Here is a 19754-nt window from a genome sequence, read left to right on the forward strand (position 1 = left end):
TTTCTAAAGTTAATTATTTTTAGCAATCATCGCTTTACATATCAAATATTGAGCTACAATATAAGTTATAATAATTGCAATACTATATATTTCTTTCGCTTCATAAAATCTATGAATAGCAATTAAACTGTCTGATACAATAAAAACAAGAGCACCAAGTGATAGCCATAAATTTTCTGTTGATTTTTCTTGACGATAGTTAAGTAATGTAATAGCTCCAAAAGTTGAAATTACTATTCCGTAAACTAAAACAGGCAATAACATATTTCCTAAATTTGGATAGACAAGATACATTAGTACACAAAAAATAATCACAAAAGGAAAAGAAGAACTAATCATTTTTGCGGTAATTTCTTGTTTTAAAAAGTCTTTAGATATTTTTATATAAATAATATGTCCTACTAAAAAAGAAGCTAATCCAAATGTGAAGAAGTTAGGTTTATCTAGCAGAAAAACATCACCCCAAAAACAAAAAAACAAGGCAGAAACATACCAAAAATTTGGTTTCTTTACTGATGCTAAATACACCAATACCAAACTTGTCATTAGTAATGGCTTAAAAATTTGTTCTAATAATGTATTATGCGTTATTACTGCATAAACATCTACAATTACAACAATTAAAAAAAAGATTGATGCTAATGTGATTTTACTTTTCTTACTCATATGAACTTTCTTTTACGACTCTAATTTATCAAATCTAAGAAATCTTGCTCAGAAATAATTGCAATTCCTAAATCTTGGGCTTTTGTTAATTTACTTGGCCCCATATTATCGCCCGCAACTATATAATTGGTTTTTTTAGAAATGGAACTACTCACCTTTCCTCCATTATCTTCAATGGCTTTCTTTAATTCATTTCTGCTCATTTGATGAAAAACCCCAGAAACAACAAAAATATTTCCTTGTAATTTATCTGTTTGATTTTCTAAACTTTCTGCCGAAACTTCTAATTGTAATCCATAAGATTTCAAGCGATTAATCAATTGAATATTACCTAAATCATTAGAAAAATCAATAATACTTTGTGCGATTCTATCTCCAATTTCATCAACATTAATTAAGGTTTCAAAATCAGCAGTCATTAAATTATCAATCGATTTAAAATGCTTCGTTAGTTTTTTTGCAACGGTTTCTCCAACAAATCTAATTCCAAGTGCAAACAATACTTTTTCAAACGGAATCTCCTTTGATTTTTCTATACCTGCAACCATGTTTTGAGCAGATTTTTCTGCCATTCTTTCTAATGGAATTATTTGCTCTACTCTTAAATCATATAAATCAGCATAATTTTGGATCAATCCTTCTTTACGTAATAAATCAACCGTTTCTCCGCCTAAACCATCAATATCCATGGCTTTTCTTGAAATAAAGTGTTGAACTCTTCCTGTTATTTGCGGTGCACAACCAAATTCATTCGGACAATAATGCTTAGCATCTCCTTCCGTTCTAATCAACGCCGTATCACATTCTGGGCAATTGGTTGCATAGATAGTTCCTTCAGAATTATCAAGTCTTTTTGTTAAATCTACCGCAATAATTTTAGGAATAATTTCTCCACCTTTCTCAACAAAAACTGTATCGCCAACTCTAATATCTAGTTTTTCAATTTGATCTGCATTGTGTAACGAAGCTCTTTTTACAATAGTTCCTGCTAATTGAACAGGTTCTAAATTTGCTACAGGTGTAATTGCTCCTGTACGTCCAACTTGATACGAAATTTCATGTAAAACAGTTGAAACTTGCTCTGCTTTAAATTTATAGGCAATTGCCCAACGTGGTGCTTTTGCTGTATAGCCTAGCTCTTCTTGTTGTTGTAAATTATTAACTTTAATAACTACACCATCAGTTTCATAAGGCAACTCGTTGCGTTTTGAATCCCAATGATTTACAAATTCAAAAACGTCATCAATTGATTTTGCTAAAGCAATCGTTTTTGGCACTTTAAAACCTACTTTTCTAGCATTTTCTAAACTTTCGAAATGTGTTTTATATGTACGCTCATTCGTTACAACCTGATACAACAAACAATCTAATGGTCGTTTAGCAACTTCAGCACTGTCTTGTAATTTTAAACTTCCACTTGCTGTATTTCGTGGGTTTCTATATGCTTCCTCTCCATTTGCAATTCGTTCTTCATTCATTTTATTAAAACCATCTAATGGTAAAATAATTTCGCCACGCATTTCAAAATCACGCACAAAGTCCGAATTAATTATTAATGGGATTGATTTTATAGTTTTAATGTTTGTAGAAACATCATCTCCTTGAAACCCATCGCCACGTGTTACCGCTTTAATAAATTCTCCGTTTTCAAAAGTTAAGTTGATGGAAGCTCCGTCGTATTTTAGTTCACACGTATATTCTATGTCTGAAGATCCTAAATTCTTCTGAATTCGTTTTTCCCAATCTAATAAATCTTCTTTAGAGTATGAATTATCTAAAGAATACATTCGATTTTTATGAGTAACGGTTTCAAAATTCTTAGTAATTCCACCTCCTACTCTTTGGGTTGGTGAATTAGCATCAAAAAACTGTGGATTTTCTTCTTCTAACTTTTCTAATTCTTTTAGTTTGATATCAAAATCGTAATCAGAAATTGTGGCATTATCTAACACATAATAATTATGATTGTGCTTTCTTAATATTTCTCTAAGTGATTGTATTTTTTGTTCTACACTCATTAATCGCTCTTTTTTCCTCGTAAAACACTAACTCCTTTTGGAAACGGATTTCCAGAAGAACGTCTAAAAGACACTACTTGTCCAACATGCCAAATTGCATCCGAAATGGGTCCATTAATCTGATTCCAAAAAGGATATGCTGTTGTTTTTTCTCCTCGTATAAATATAATTTTATATTTAGATATATCTTTTGAATCTCTTAATATAGCGCTAGATTTCTCAATATTTAACAATGTATTTTTTCTCATTTCTGAGAATGACATTTCTGGTACTTTTTTACCTGTGTTTGGTTTTTCTAAAACAGCATTTATAATTACCGTTGTTAAATCGTAAATATGTTTTAATGTTTCTTTAGTTGTTCTAGCATCTTTATTTGGTTGAAATTTCAAATCTTTTTCCGTTAATCCTTCCGTTGCCCAATAATATCGAAATCCTAGACCATCTACCATTCTACTAGCTACAGAACCAGCTGTAAATTCTTTTGGTGCTTCAGGAATTTCGTAATAAGGTAGTTTAGTTTGTGAGTTTATAGTTGTCATTATTCCAATAAATAAAATTGAAAAAAATAAGTTTTTCATGTTCTAAAGTTTGATTGCTAATTTAAGGAAAGTTTTAAAAGTCCTGGCAATGTTTCGATTTCATTTTTTTTATGAGTTTATTAATATTTTATATATAATTTCTTTGGTAAATTTACCTAAAATCAAAAAAATTGAATTTCAAAAAAACTATAGCTCAAATTCTAAAAGTATATTTCTTTACTTGGGCATTTAGTTTTTTATTATTTGCATATTTCGGTTTTTCTAATAGCTCAAATTTTAGAGAATTAAGTAGCTCTTTTTTTAAATTTACAACCTCAAAAAGTGGCGTTATTACTGTTCATATTCTATTTATCATATTTTTTATACTCTTTCTTATTTTGAAATACTTTATTTCAACTTATAAAAAACAAGGTTTAAAAATCACTTTAAAAAGAGTTGTTTTTCGATTGATTCTACCTATTTCAATTTTAGTTTTTACATTAAAATTTATCCTGTATCAAAACAATAATGAAGGTTTTAATTATAACTGGAATTCTATTGCAGAAAATAAAACCAATACTTCAAAAAAACGTTTTTTAAACGATTCTAAAATTAGAGGAATGAGCGTTTATAGAATTGGGAGAAATAGAAAATTAGATCTTTCTGAATTGATAAAAACCAATATAGAATGGGTAGCTGTAATTCCCTATTTTTATCAAGAAACTGAAAAAACTATAAAAATAAATACTCCTGATGAAATTGGAGTCTGGTCTAGAAGAGATTCTGCATTAATTAAAGGGATTCAAAAATCTCATGAAAAAGGTTTATTTGTTATGCTAAAACCACATCTTTGGATGTCTTCTGGTTGGCGTTCTAATATTAATTTTAAAAATAAAAGCGATTGGGATTCTTGGTTTAAAAATTATAGAATAAATATACTTCATTATGCTAAAATGGCTCAAAAAACCAATTCAGAATTGTATTGCATTGGTACAGAATTACGAAGTTCTTTAAAACATCAACCAAAAAAATGGTTAGCGTTAATTAAAGAAATTAAATCAATGTATTCTGGTAAATTAACATATGCTGCTAATTGGGATGATCCTCATAACTTTTCTGAATTTTGGGAAGAAATGGATTATATCGGCATACAAGGATACTATCCTTTAACCGAAAATAGCGAACCAAATTTAGAGGAAATAAAAAATGGATGGGATAAACATATTAAAACTTTGAAAGCATTATCTAAAAGCTATAATAAACAAATACTTTTTACAGAGGTTGGCTATAGAAATGATTATTCTGCAACAGTAAAACCATGGGAATGGGGAAACTCTTTTCAGCAATTAACCAAGAAAAAATCTGATAGAACACAACAACTAGCTTACGAGGCTTTATTTCAAAAACTATGGAAAGAAGATTGGTTTGCTGGTTTATTTCCGTGGGAATGGAATAGTGGTGATTTTCCGATATATCAAAAACCTTCTCAAAATACGATTACAATTTGGTATCATAAATAATGTTTAAAAAGAAAACCCGAAACAAATTAATTTGTTTCGGGTTTTCTTTTTAAACATGTTACAATTACTTAATCAAAAATAGCTAAGTTTTTTTACTGTTTTATAAATTTCTTTATAATCTGATTTCCTTGACTTAATATCCTAACAAAATATACACCGTTACTTAATTTAGACGTATTAATTGATTGATTTGAAGAATATTCGTTTTCTTTTAAAATAAGCTTCCCATTCAAATCAAATATCTTTACATCAACTTGACTTAAGTTTTGCAAATCTATTTTTAAAAAGTTATTAATTGGATTTGGATACACAAATATATTTTTTAATTCTTTAATTTCATTAATGCTTAAAGCTTGTATTGTTAAAACCTGAGTCACATCTGTTGCAGCTTCATAATTATTATTTCCAGCTTGAGAAGCTGTAATTGTTGTTGTTCCAGCACTTAACACCGTTAGTGTAACTCCAGAAACTGTTGCAATTGAAGAATCAGAACTTGAATATGAAATTTCTAACTCAGAAGATGACGTTCCTGTTAAATCAAAAACATCTTCATTTGTATGCGTTAATGGTCCAAAAGTAATTGTTTGTGATGCTTTTGTAATACTAAAATCTTTAGCTACAAAACTTACAGTATAATTTGCGTCTGCTGCAGCGGATGGTGTAATTGCATAGGCACCAACATCTTCTCCCGTTGCTCTAGTAATACTTACTCCAGTATCTAAACTTGCTTCGGTATCTGAATTTACAAATCCTGTGATGGTATACCCTAAGGTTGGGTCTGTTGCTCCATATACTTTTGTTTGACCTGTGTTTGCTGTAACTGTTAAGGCTGCTTTACTAATACTAAAATCTTTAGTTACAAAACTTACAGTATAATTTACGTCTGCTGCTCCGGAAGGTGTAATTGCATAAGTACCAACATCTTCTCCCGTTGCTCTAGCAATACTTACTCCGGTATCTAAACTTGCTTCGGTATCTGAATTTACAAATCCTGTGATGGTATACCCTAAGGTTGGATCGCTTGAACCGTACACTTTTGTTTGACCTGTGTTTGCTGTAACTGTTAAGGCAGCTTTACTAATACTAAAATCTTTAGCTTCAAAACTTACATTATAATTTACGTCTGCTGCTGCGGAAGGTGTAATTGCATAGGTACCAACATCTTCTCCCGTTGCTCTAGCAATACTTACTCCGGTATCTAAACTTGCTTCGGTATCTGAATTTACAAAACCTGTGATGGTATACACTAAGGTTGGATCGCTTGCCCCGTACACTTTTGTTTGACCTGTTTTTGCTGTAACTGTTAACCCTGCTTTACTAATACTAAAATCTTTAGCTTCAAAACTTACAGTATAATTTGCATCGGCTGCGGCGGAAGGTGTAATTGCATAGGTACCAACATCTTCTCCTGTTGCTCTAGCAATACTTACTCCAGTATCTAAACTTGCTTCGGTATCTGAATTTACAAAACCAGCTATAGTATATGTTAAGGTTGGATCGCTTGCTCCGTACACTTTTGTTTGACCTGTATTTGCTGTAACTGTTAAGGCAGCTTTACTAATACTAAAATCATTAGCTACAAAACTTACAGTATAATTTGCATCGGCTGCTGCGGAGGGTTTAATTGCATAAGTGCCAACATCTTCTCCCGTTGCTCTAGCAATACTTACTCCGGTATCTAAACTTGCTTCGGTATCTGAATTTACAAATCCTGTAATGGTATACCCTAAGGTTGGATCGCTTGCTCCGTACACTTTTGTTTGACCTGTGTTTGCTGTAACTGTTAAGGCAGCTTTACTAATACTAAAATCTTTAGCTTCAAAACTTACAGTATAATTTGCATCGGCTGCTGCGGAAGGTGTAATTGCATAAGTACCAACATCTTCTCCCGTTGCTCTAGCAATACTTACTCCGGTATCTAAACTTGCTTCGGTATCTGAATTTACAAATCCTGTGATGGTATACCCTAAGGTTGGATCGCTTGCCCCGTATACTTTTGTTTGACCTGTATTTGCTGTAACTGTTAAGGCTGCTTTACTAATACTAAAATCTTTAGCTTCAAAACTTACAGTATAATTTGCATCGGCTGCTGCGGATGGTGTAATTGCATAAGTACCAACATCTTCTCCCGTTGCTCTAGCAATACTTACTCCGGTATCTAAACTTGCTTCGGTATCTGAATTTACAAATCCTGTGATGGTATACCCTAAGGTTGGATCGCTTGAACCGTACACTTTTGTTTGACCTGTGTTTGCTGTAACTGTTAAGGCAGCTTTACTAATACTAAAATCTTTAGCTTCAAAACTTACATTATAATTTGCATCGGCTGCTACGGAAGGTATAATTGCATAGGTACCAACATCTTCTCCCGTTGCTCTAGCAATACTTACTCCGGTATCTAAACTTGCTTCGGTATCTGAATTTACAAAACCTGTGATGGTATACACTAAGGTTGGATCGCTTGCCCCGTACACTTTTGTTTGACCTGTTTTTGCTGTAACTGTTAACCCTGCTTTACTAATACTAAAATCTTTAGCTTCAAAACTTACAGTATAATTTGCATCGGCTGCTGCGGAAGGTGTAATTGCATAGGTACCAACATCTTCTCCCGTTGCTCTAGCAATACTTACTCCGGTATCTAAACTTGCTTCGGTATCTGAATTTACAAATCCTGTGATGGTATACCCTAAGGTTGGATCGCTTGCCCCGTACACTTTTGTTTGACCTGTATTTGCTGTAACTGTTAAGGCTGCTTTACTAATACTAAAATCTTTAGCTTCAAAACTTACAGTATAATTTGCATCGGCTGCTGCGGAGGGTGTAATTGCATAAGTACCAACATCTTCTCCCGTTGCTCTAGCAATACTTACTCCGGTATCTAAACTTGCTTCGGTATCTGAATTTACAAAACCAGCTATAGTATATGTTAAGGTTGGGTCGCTTGCCCCATACACTTTTGTTTGACCTGTATTTGCTGTAACTGTTAAGGCTGCTTTATTTATCGTTAAAGTAATCTCTTTTTCTGTTTGCAAATAATTTGCATCTGTTACTTGCGTTGCTTTTATTTTTACGGTACCCGGATTACCCAATGTAAGAGTAGCATTGTTAGTACCAGATAACGTAGCGGTACCCGTACCACCAGCAACAATACTATAACTAATAGTACCTGATGCATTCGATGTTGCGCCTAAAGTAACTGCTGTATCTCCATAATTTTTAGTGAAATCTGAAAAAGTAATGGTTGAGGCAACTTTTAATTCTGTAGCAAAATTATAAGTTGTTTTATCGGTAATTCCTGCAAAACTATTACCCGAAATGTCTTTTATTGCTGTAGCTGCAATTTGTATATAATACGTTTTATTTTTTTCTAAATCTGTTGTTGGATTAATGGTTACTGCCTTACCAGAAACGCTAACTTTAGTGCTAGTTACATCTATAGTTTCAAAAACACTATCATCTGCTGTATTGTAGATAACAATAGTGCCTGTACCTATAGCAATATCTTCATTAAAAGTTACAACAAAATTATTGGTAACATCTACTCCAGTAGCATTATCTGCAGCACTTAACGTTGTTATTGTTGGTGGCACATTTTCAAAAGAATATAATTCTCTACCATTAACGCCATCTGTTGCTGTAAAGTAAATTTTACCATTAAACAACGTAAATTCTTCGGGTTCCGAAGACTTACTACTACCTTTATAAATATCATGCACTAATTTAGTTCCTGCTTGGGTACCATCAAACATCCATAACTCATAACCCGCAATACCAACTTCTGAATCTCCAGAAAAATAGAGTATATTATTATATACTATTAGTGCATCTACATCCGTAATTAGGTCTCCATTATTATCTATCAAATATTCACCTCCTACGGGGTTATCATTATATTCATAAAAATAATCATCATCATCATCATTTTCTTCAATAATATAAAGTTTGTTATCATACACCGTTAAATAACGAGGTTGTGAAACAGGTATACCTACAGGTTTGGTTCCAATCACGGTACCATCAGACTCCCATAATACTTCTCCTTGTGTACCATTATCTGCAGAAAAATAAAGCTTATTATTATACACCGTTAAATAACTAGGAGATGAACTACCCCCTGAATTAGTATTAATATCCTTCACTAATTTGGTTCCACCAACGGTACCATCAGACTCCCATAATTCTACTCCTTTTGTACCATTATCTGCAGAAAAATAAAGCTTATTATTATACACCGTTAAATGACTAGGGGATGAACTAGCAAAACAAATAGGATTAATATCCATCACTAATTTAGTTCCATCAACGGTACCATCAGATTCCCATAATTCTACTCCATTTGTGCCTTCATCTGCAGAAAAATAAAGCTTATTATTATATACCGTTAAATGACTAGGGGATGAGCTACCACCTGAATTAGTATTAATATCCTTCACTAATTTAGTTCCACCAACGGTACCATCAGATTCCCATAATTCTACTCCATTTGTGCCTTCATCTGCAGAAAAATAAAGCTTATTATTATATACCGTTAAATGACTAGGGGATGAACTAGCACCTGAATTAGGATTAATGTTCTTTAATAATTTAGTTCCACCAACGCTACCATCAGATTCCCATAATTCTACTCCATTTGTACCGTCATCTGCAGAAAAATAGAGTTTATTATTATATACTGTTAAATTTTTTGGTGATGATTGACTATTTTTTTTAAAAAAATCATCAACTAGTTTGGTTCCATCACTTGTACCATCAGACTCCCATAATTCTACACCAAATTTACCGTCATTTGCAGAAAAATAGAGTTTATTATTATACACTGTTAAATGACTAGGAGATGAACTTCCTATTCCACTAATATCTTTTACTAATTGAGGTTCTGTTGCTGAACTATCAAACTCCCATAATTCTACTCCATTTGTACCATCATCTGCAGAAAAATAGAGTTTATTATTATACACCGTTAACTCCTTTGGAGATGAACTTCCTATTCCACTAATATCTTTTACTAATTGAGGTTCTGTTGCTGTACTATCAAACTCCCATAATTCTACTCCATTTGTACCATCATCTGCAGAAAAATAGAGTTTATTATTATATACTGTTAAATGACTAGGAGATGAACTTCCTATACTACTAATATCTTTTACTAATTGAGGTTCTGTTGCTGTACTATCAAACTCCCATAATTCTACACCATTTGTACCATCATCTGCAGAAAAATAAAGTTTATTACTATATACTTTTAAATGACTAGGAGATGAACTTCCTATACTACTAATATCTTTTACTAATTGAGGTTCTGTTGCTGTACTATCAAACACCCATAATTCTTCTCCTTGGGTACCATTATCTGCAGAAAAATAGAGTTTGTTATTATAGACTGTTAAATGACTAGGAGATGAACTATTTATACCTACATTAATATCCTTAACTAATTTAGTTCCATCAACGGTACCATCAGATTCCCATAATTCTACTCCATTTGTACCATCATCTGCAGAAAAATAGAGTTTGTTATTATAGACCGTTAAATGACTAGGGGATGATGATACTGAACCACGCCCAGTATTAGGGTTAATGTTCTTGACCATTTTGGTTCCTGCTTCTGTACCATCTGACTCCCATAATTCTATTCCATATGTTCTAGAAATATCTCCAGCAAAATAGAGTTTGTTATTATAGACCGTAAAATTTTTAATCGGAAGCCCTCTTACACGAGAAACATTCGTTATTATTTTGGTACCTGCTATAGTACCATCAGATTCCCATAACTTATATATATTTGAATCATCTATTGCAGAAAAATACAATTTATTATTAAAAACTGTTAGGCCAGTTGGATTAAAGCTAGCTGTTGAAATAGGAATGCTATTTATATCTTTAACTAGTTGTGCTTCTTGGCTGTACATTGAAAAAGAGATAAGCATAAAAGTGAGTATAAAAATTACTTTTATGCTAGATATTTTAGATTTAACTATCATGATGATTTTTTTAGATGGCACTAAAATCAGAATTTTATACACATGTATTTATTTTTTGTACACCAAACAAGTAAAAAATGTACACCAAACCGCCTTTTCTGTACACAAAAAAATTCTATAGATACTCAAATCTTTATCTTTTAAAGTTTATTTTGTAAAATAAACATCGTTTTAATATAACAATCGACATTATCTAGTAGAACGAAGAAATTTGTTTAAAATATTTGGATTGTTACTGTTTAAAAAGACAAACTTTGTAATGAAAGTTAAAAAAGATCTCTAATCATTCTTTAATAAACTTCCTAGTTATACTTTTTGAATCAGCATATATTCTTACAAGATATAATCCGCTAGATAATTCATCAACATTAATTTCTGTTAAATTTGAAGAGAGAATTTTAATTTTTTTACCTAATAGGTTATATATCTCAATTTTACTTATTTGTATAGCATTTGACTTAATAAATAAGGTGCTTTTTACTGGATTAGGATATACATTAACAGAAGTATTAAATATATCTCCTTTAACACTTAAATTATCACAATCATCTCCAACTTTATAAGAAATATATTTAGTAACAGCCAAACCACCTGCAAAAGCAAACTTACACGCATAGTTTAATGTTTCTCCAGCTGTAACATTTCCTATCGTTTTAGAAAACTTCAAACCTCCTACATGATCCATTTGAACTTCACCGAAAGGATGTTGTTTCCATAAATAAGCCACTACTCCACTTCTATTGGTATCTAATAACTCAAAAGTAGCGATTACATTAGTTCCTAAAGTTTCAAAAGTTGTTTTATAACCAACAGAAAAAGATCCTTGTTGCGCTTGATTATCAGTTTCTGTACAAGAAATCACCTCATTTACTTTAATTTTTATAGGTTCAGAAGTAGTTTGTGCACTAGAATTATCAGTTGCTTTTGCTGTAATAGAATATTCTCCTATAGGTACTGCGTTCCAAATAAAACTAAAAGGTTCTTTATTGTCTTCACCAATTTTTGTGTTTCCATTATAAAATTCTACTAACGCTACTGTTCCGTCTAAATCTGATGCATTCACATCAATATTGATATCAGACCCTTCTGTAAAATGAGAATTAGTAGTTGGAGTAGTTATAGAAACTGTAGGATTAGAATTAGCGGTTTTTTGTACTAGAACTAAAACTTCACTACTGGCTTCGTATGTTCCATCAGAAACAGTTAATTTACATTTATAAACACCTTCTACTAAATTAGAAATGTTGGGTGATGCTGTTGTTTTATTATCAAAATTTATTGTTGATGGACCATAAATTTGTTGCCAATTATAAGTTAATGTTTGTCCTTCTGGATCATTACTTAAGCTTCCGTCTAAAGTAGCAGTAGCATTAGGTAAAATTACAACTACATTTTTCCCTGCATCGGCAACTGGCGGCACATAACTTAAATCAGACTTGCGCGTAAAAGTCATTTTACCTAAGTTAAACTCGCCATCAGAAATCACTAATTTTAACACGTGTTTTCCTTTAGGTAACGCTACATTATTACTTATTTTATTTGTCCAATTATTCCAACCATTTGTGTTATTAACTTTTATGTCTTCACTCACTTTCTTTCCATCAATTTCAAAATAAAAAGGGCCACCGCCATTGGAATTAGCCGAAGCAACTCTAGAACTTACTTCATATAAACCAGCAGTTTCTACATTAATTGTATATTCTAACCATTCTCCTGCGGAAAGCCAACCAATTGTTGGACCTTCAATATTATTAGATGCAGCATCTACATATTCATCTGTTCTATAATCTCCTTCATTGTTTTTTGATAAATCAACATAAGAGATATTTTGTCCATTCCCTCCTTCAAATTTATCATAATTTCCAGCTTCTATAATTCCAGGAATCTGAAATTCATTTCCTAAAAAAGGTACTTGTTCTCCTACTTGTACATTAACAATATTGGTAACATTAAATTTATTGTCTACATATATTCTGGCAAAGAAATTATGAATTCCTAGTTTGAGTTCTGAAGCTTTTAAGGTATAAGGTGCATTTGTAACCTCTCCTAATAATTTTTCTCCATCATAAAATTCAACCTTTGTAATTCCTGTTCCTGTTACATTTGCTGTTAAATTTACACTTCCATTTGTATACGCTTGATTAAAATCAGACGAAATTACTCCAGAAACGTCAATATCTCTACTTGTTGCCATTTTAGACGCTGGTACTTCTAGTTTATATCCATCAGAAAAATTGACTGTTATTGGTGTATTAGAATAATTATGAGCTACGTAAGTAATTTCTCCATTTTCTGTAAATGATGCTGCAATAGGATAATCTGCTGTAATTGTTGAATTAACTGTTCCTACAGCGTTCATTGCATGTAACCAATGATAAGTTTGCGCATCAGAAACACCAAATTTTAAAGACCTATTTGGATTAGAATCATATAATGTTATTGCTTTCTTTGGATTGATTAATGACAAATACTTCCAATAAGTGTCGTGCCATAAATTATCATTTTTTTCGTTTGATAAAATACCTGTTTTTGTTTCAATTTCTGTCCAAAGTTTTTGAGCATATTGTTGATTATGTCCTAAATATAAAGAGCCTCCATGGATAGGATACATTTCTATACCATAAGAAGCTGCAATATCTGCAGTCCAAAAAGTTCCATTATCATACGAATTTCCCCAAACCCTAGAAACCAAACTAAAATGTTGATTATCTGAAAAATTTCGCTCATATACATCAAACCAATATTCTTCTACAGCAGTTTGCTCAGTTGTATAAATATAAATTCCTAAATCTCTAATTTCTTTATTGTTTGTTATTGTTCCCCAGTGAATTAACGAAGAGGCAAATTGCATACTTTCTGATGTAGATTCCTGATCATTTCCTTGTGGAAAAGTTGCAAATCCATTAGCCCAACTATGTCCAGCATAAGGACTAAAAGCTCTTAGGTAAGGAAACTTTGAATCATTTCTATCTGTAGAAGCTGCATCACGTATTAATAAATCAATCATATCTCCCCATTTATTTGACCAACCTGGTTCAAATTGTTCTAAAAATGCTGCGGCGTGAATAAAATATCCCCAATGAAAATGATGATCATTTATATTATTATCCTGTCCATGTCCAGAAGGATACCCTAATAAGGATGACCAAGTATTATTGTAATAAAACAAAAAAGCGACTTCACCAGAATTATAGGCTAACCAATCTTCTAACCGTTCTTTTATGGTAGCAATCATTTTATCTCTTGCTACAATATTTCCCATTTGGTCTGCAATTCTAGCGGTTTGGATCATTCTATTCATTACCTGACCTTCGTTATAAGAATCTGTCCAAGTAGCTAAACCTTCATTTTCTATTTGAGAAATTTTATCATTTAATTGCCCGGGGCTAAAACCTTCGCTATAATTAACTAAATATGGTAAAGTTGGTAATATTCCTTTAAAAGTATTTTCTACTGTAAATGAATTTCCTTCTAACATTTTTAAATCTCCTCTTACAGAATTATAAGTGTACAAGCTTGGTACAGGAGAATTTGAGGTTAAATTATTCCATTGATGTGGTAATAAACCTAAGATCATATTAGTATCTATCCCTTCTTTTACATCCGTAGAAATAGTAAAAGTTGTAGTTAGCTTAGAATTACTTTCATTATAATTCCAAGATGTTGTTGTGTTTGTTGGAAAAACATAAGCATATTTTTTTAATGCTTCCACGACTCCATTTATATCACTAGAGTTTTGTGGCAACATTGCCATAGACCAATAGTTTTTTCCATTTAAAGTTGATGTAAATATATTCCCAGATTTTGTCCAAGTACTACCAAATGGTGCGTAAAAAACAAAATCTGCTCCGCTGGAAGCATCCATAACAGTCAATATTTCATTTGTAACAGTTGCATTACCAGAATTCACTTTTATTTGCACAACATCGTCAGTATCTTTTTCATAATATAAAAATGGCATACCAATTCCAGAAGTAACCTTTAATTCATTATCGGCATCTTTCCAATTCATCGTTACCGTCCAATCAGAATAATCAGAAACTGTAGATTTAGTAGTATTTAAACCTGTTAAACTGACTTCAATTGGTGCAGAATCTCCAATAACTCCCCAAGGAATATAGGTTACAATTAAACCTGTATTAGTAGTTTTCATTGTCATTGGATAATTAAATAAATTATCTGCATGATTTTCTTTTATTAATTTAGACCACCAATCATTTGTTGGCACTGGCTTGCCTAAGGCATTTCCTGAAAGTTGAGGCGAACCACTCGGAAAATCATTTCTACCGGCAGAATCTTTACCTGGAAAACTATTCGTATAACTTCCACTACCAACTTGTGTTGTTTGTGAAAAAATTGAAACACTAAAAAGAAATATTAATAAAAGTGAAACCGATTTATAAATTTTTGGAAAGGTCTTATACATATAAACTTGTTGAATGGTAAAGATATTCTATGCTTTAAAATTTAAATAATAAAGCAACCATACATAAACTATACAAGTAGTAAAAATCACCAGAAAAACAGGTGAAACAAAAGAAATACTTCAATACATTAACCTTTTTTTAAAAAAGAAAACCCGTTTAGAAATTTTCTAAACGGGTTTTTATATTGAATAGATTCCCTTATTCACGGGAATGACAATTTAGTCAAAATCTGTATCCATTTTTAGGTAATCTAAAAACTCACGTTTTCTATCTCTGTCTTTAAATTTTCCACCAAACTCAGCAGTTACTGTAGAACTTTCTATGTCTTTAATTCCTCTAGAATTTACACATAAATGTTTTGCATCAATTACACAAGCAACATCTTGTGTGCCTAAAGCTTCTTGTAAAGATTGTACAACTTGCATTGTTAAGCGCTCTTGTACTTGAGGTCTTTTAGAAAAATACTCAACAATTCTATTCATTTTAGAAAGTCCGATTACTTTTCCGTCAGAAATATAAGCAACATGCGCTCTACCAATAATTGGCAGTAAATGATGTTCGCAAGTAGAATATACAACGATGTTTTTTTCTACCAACATTTCACCATACTTATAGTTATTGTCGAATGTAGACGCTTTTGGCATGTTTTTGGGATTTAATCCCATAAACAATTCATTTACAAAAGCTTTCGCAACACGTTTAGGCGTTCCTTGTAGACTATCGTCGGTTAAATCCATTCCTAAAGTTTCAAGAATATCTTTAACGCTTTCTTGGATTTTATCAATTTTTTCTTCGTCAGAAATATTAAAAGCATCTGCTCTTAAGGGAGTTGTAGCTGAAGTACCTACATGATTTTCTCCTATTTCTTCAATTCTCTCTTCATTCATTTTGCTATTCAATTCAAACATTTCAATCTATATTATTATGCAAATTTAATGGTTTGCAGCCAATTATTTCACTTTCTCTATAATTTCATTGATAGATAACGTAGATTGCTCAAAATTAGTCATATCTTTTATAGTGAAAATATCGTTTTCAATTTTAGAAACTACAAACTCAATTTTTCTATTAGTTGCATATTTCCATTGTTTTTTTTCTTGTTTATTACTAGTTGCTAGATCAGGATATAACTCGCACTTCACCCCTTTTTCTCGCAAACTTTGTATGGCTTTTAATTTGATAATATCTGTAGATGCATCAAAATTTAAAAACAATACTTTTGGTTTTGGCAATTCAACAGACTGCAACAAGCCTAGTTCTTCTAAAACTAAATAAATTCTATCCAATCCAAATGAAATTCCGACTCCAGAAACATCTTTTAAACCAAAGATTCCTGTTAAATCGTCATAACGTCCACCTCCACCGATAGAACCCATTTTTACACCTTTTGGTGCTGCTACTTCAAAAATTGCGCCAGTATAATAGTTTAGACCTCTTGCTAAGGTTACATCTACTTCTAAAGAAGCGGTTTCTAACCCTAAATCTGAAATTGCATTAATTACAAAACGTAATTCTTCTACTCCTTTTAACCCTTCTTCTGAACCTTGTAATAAATTTTCTAAAGAACGTATATTTTCTAAATTTGAACCTGAAAAACTAAATAATGGATCAACTTTTTCAATCGCTTCTTGGGTAATTCCTTTGGATAACATTTCTGTTACCACACCGTCTTTACCAATCTTATCTAATTTATCTAAAGCAACCGTAAAATCGATTAATTTATCTTTTGCTCCAATAACTTCTGCAATACCTGATAATATTTTTCTGTTATTAATTTTTATAGTCGTTCCAGCCAAGCCTAACTTACTAAAAACAGCGTCGTATAATTGAATGAATTCTACTTCTTGTAATAAAGATTTACTTCCAACAACATCAGCATCACATTGATAAAATTCTCTAAATCGCCCTTTTTGTGGTCTATCTGCTCTCCAAACTGGTTGAATTTGATAACGCTTAAAAGGAAAAGAAATATCGTTTTGGTGTTGTACTACATATCTTGCGAAAGGAACTGTTAAGTCGTAACGTAAAGCTTTTTCTGAAATTTGAGATACAGTTTTATTAGAGTTTAAAATTTTATATTCAGAAAGGTATTCATCAAAAAACAAAAGAAATAAATCATTTCTATATTTATTTATTTCAACTATTCTTCTACTTTCTTCAACACTTTCAATTTCTTTAATTTTTTCGAAAAATTGAGTTTTATTTTTTTTGAAGTAATCAAGTACAAATAATTGAATTTTATCAGCCGAATTAATAATATTAAAATAACGCTCTAGAACTTTATCAAAATATTCACTTTTATTATTTATATTATCAATTGAGTGTATAAATATATCAAAAAAGCTATAGAAATTAATATTTGATCTAGTTGATTCAATTATATCATTTCTTACATCTTTTAAATAATCCCCAGAATTTAAAATCTTAAAAATCAATCGATCCCCTTCTTCGCCGTATTTTCCCATTAGTGTAGAAGAATTTTCAAAACTTGGTGTTTCAATCGGTTGAAATCCAAATAATTCAAAAGCACTTCTTATCGTATTAAAAATATACGATCGTTTTGCTACTTCTGTTGGCGAAAAATCTCTTGTTCCTTTTGGGATGCTTGGTTTCATGAATTAGTTTTTAGTCTTTAGTCTTTAGTCTTTAGTTATCTCACTCAAAACTAAGCACTTAAAATTCAACACTTTCAATTGTTAATTGAAGAGGCAAATATCGTGAAAAATTTAACTTTTCTAAGAATCAATAAAGGTTTTATTTTTCTTTTTCAAAGCTTGTAAAGAAGCATTTAATTCAAAGCCTAATAAGAGAATGATAGAGTTTAACCATACAAACAACATCAGTACTAAAAGTGTTCCAATAGAGCCATAAAGTTGATTGTATTGTGCGAATTTAACCACATAAATACCGAATAAATAAAAGATAAACAACATTAAAAAAGTGGTTAACAATGCACCTGCAGAAAAGAATCTGGTGTTTTTCCCTTGTTTAGTTCCGTATCTAAAAAGTAAAGAAACCACTGTGAAAATCATTAATAAAAACAGGAACGCTCTACCATAATAAAACAAGTTTAAATCGCTTGTATTAAACCAACCTATTTCATCTATTTTAGATAAAGCAACTTGATAAATTATTACCGAAACTACTGTCACTATTAAGAATAACGACATTATTAATGAAACTGCTAATGAAACAAAATAGGCTTTAAAAACATTTCTAAACTCTTTTACATGATACGAATATTCGAATCCACCAAAGATGGCATTCACTCCATTGGTCATTAAAAATATCGAAGCTAAAAAACCAAAAGATAATAATCCACCTGAAGGATTATTAATAATATCATCTATTACAGTGTTAACCGCTTCAAACGTTTTTGGTGGCAATCCGTCTTTTATCATAGAAAATAATCCTTCTTGAAAACCTTCAATATTTATATAAGGAATTAGTGATAAAATGAATAATAAAAATGGAAAAATAGCCATAAAAAAGCTATAAGCAATTCCGCTTGCACGAGTTGTTAATGCTCCCTTTACAATACCTAAAATATACATTTCTAGTACGTCATACAAAGACATCCCTTCTAACCCAGGAATTTTTATTTTCTTCCCAAATTTAACCAACAAATTTACTATTGGTATTTTTGCTAAGTTGTCTTCTATTTCTTTTGACATTTAAATAAGTTGCAAAGTTTATATTGAAACAAATTAAATCGCTTTTAAACTCAAGTCCAAATTATACACCGAATGTGTTAATGCTCCTGAAGAAATAAAATCGACACCACAATCTGCATATTTTCTAATTGTTTTTTCATTAATTCCACCCGAAGATTCTGTTAAGCAAGTATCTCCAATTAAAGCAACTGCTTTTCTAGTATCTTCATAATTAAAATTATCGATTAGAATTCTATAAACACCTTCATTCGATAAAATTTCTTTGATTTCTTCTAAACTTCTAGCTTCAACAATTATTTTTATATCCAACTCTTTTTCAGATAAATACTTCTTCGTTTTTGTAATTGCTTGTGTAATTCCACCCGCAAAATCAATATGATTGTCTTTAATCATTACCATATCATACAAAGCAAATCTATGATTTTCTCCGCCACCAATTTTTACCGCCCATTTTTCTAAAGCTCTAATTCCTGGCGTTGTTTTACGTGTATCTAAAACCTTCGTTTTTGTACCGTCTAATAAATTAGCAAAAAACTTCGTTTTTGTAGCAATTGCAGACATTCTTTGCATCGCATTTAACACCAAACGTTCGGCTTGTAAAATTGATTGCGAACGACCAGAAACATGAAAAACAATATCACCATATTTTACTGCATCTCCATCATTTATAAACGTTTCTACTTCTAAATCTGCATCTACATAGGTAAAAACTTGTTTAGCAAATTCAACACCAGCAATAATTCCTTCATCCTTCACCAATAACTTAGCTTTTCCTTTTGCATCAACAGGAATACACGATAAAGATGTATGATCTCCATCTCCAATATCTTCTCTTATTGCATTAGAAATTATAAGTTCTAGTTCTTTTTCAAATTGTTCTTTTGTTATCATATGGATTCTTAATTCTGAAACAAAAATAGTATTTTAAATTGTTAATTAATACTTTTGTT

10 protein-coding genes are annotated in these 19754 nt (G+C 31.3%); 1 reads left to right on the top strand and 9 read right to left on the bottom strand.

The window, feature by feature from the left end; all coding sequences use genetic code 11:
* Positions 1-9: 9 nt before the first annotated feature.
* The 3 genes from OD91_RS03350 to OD91_RS03360 are packed head-to-tail and all read right to left on the bottom strand — an operon-like array spanning position 10 to position 3262.
* Entirely contained in the window at positions 10-666 is a 657-nt protein-coding gene (locus OD91_RS03350; RefSeq protein ID WP_144894984.1) for a lysoplasmalogenase, read from the bottom strand.
* 20 nt (positions 667-686) lie between these two features.
* A complete protein-coding gene (gene ligA, locus OD91_RS03355; RefSeq protein ID WP_144894985.1) occupies positions 687-2684 on the bottom strand; it encodes an NAD-dependent DNA ligase LigA in 1998 nt (665 codons plus the stop codon).
* Positions 2684-3262: a hypothetical protein gene (locus OD91_RS03360; protein WP_144894986.1), complete on the bottom strand. Its 579-nt coding sequence runs from the start codon at positions 3260-3262 to the stop codon at positions 2684-2686. Before OD91_RS03360 ends, ligA begins: the two co-directional genes overlap by 1 nt.
* Positions 3263-3393: 131 nt before the next feature.
* Between OD91_RS03360 and OD91_RS03365 the strand changes: the two genes are divergently transcribed.
* Positions 3394-4722 carry a hypothetical protein gene (locus OD91_RS03365; protein ID WP_144894987.1) on the top strand — a complete coding sequence of 443 codons (1329 nt, stop codon included), beginning with the start codon at positions 3394-3396 and terminating at the stop codon, positions 4720-4722.
* A gap of 92 nt (positions 4723-4814) precedes the next feature.
* Here the strand turns inward: OD91_RS03365 and OD91_RS03370 are convergent, their stop codons facing one another.
* From OD91_RS03370 to nadC, 6 genes are all read right to left on the bottom strand, one after another.
* Positions 4815-10703: an ELWxxDGT repeat protein gene (locus OD91_RS03370; RefSeq protein WP_144894988.1), complete on the bottom strand. Its 5889-nt coding sequence runs from the start codon at positions 10701-10703 to the stop codon at positions 4815-4817.
* 283 nt (positions 10704-10986) lie between these two features.
* Positions 10987-15129, bottom strand: coding sequence for a glycosyl hydrolase (locus OD91_RS03375; protein WP_144894989.1), 4143 nt, complete (start codon positions 15127-15129; stop codon positions 10987-10989).
* A 219-nt stretch (positions 15130-15348) separates the two neighbouring features.
* Complete coding sequence (gene folE, locus OD91_RS03380; protein WP_144894990.1) at positions 15349-16038, bottom strand: GTP cyclohydrolase I FolE; 690 nt, start codon at positions 16036-16038, stop codon at positions 15349-15351.
* A 42-nt stretch (positions 16039-16080) separates the two neighbouring features.
* On the bottom strand, positions 16081-17745 hold the full coding sequence (gene hisS, locus OD91_RS03385) for a histidine--tRNA ligase (protein ID WP_144894991.1): 1665 nt from the start codon (positions 17743-17745) through the stop codon (positions 16081-16083).
* A 120-nt stretch (positions 17746-17865) separates the two neighbouring features.
* Positions 17866-18804 (bottom strand): YihY/virulence factor BrkB family protein, encoded by a 939-nt coding sequence (locus tag OD91_RS03390; RefSeq protein ID WP_144894992.1) that lies wholly within the window; start codon positions 18802-18804, stop codon positions 17866-17868.
* 33 nt (positions 18805-18837) lie between these two features.
* Entirely contained in the window at positions 18838-19695 is an 858-nt protein-coding gene (gene nadC, locus OD91_RS03395; protein WP_144894993.1) for a carboxylating nicotinate-nucleotide diphosphorylase, read from the bottom strand.
* Positions 19696-19754 lie beyond the last annotated feature (59 nt).

It is taken from the genome of Lutibacter sp. Hel_I_33_5, from assembly GCF_007827455.1.
Taxonomy (GTDB): domain Bacteria; phylum Bacteroidota; class Bacteroidia; order Flavobacteriales; family Flavobacteriaceae; genus Polaribacter.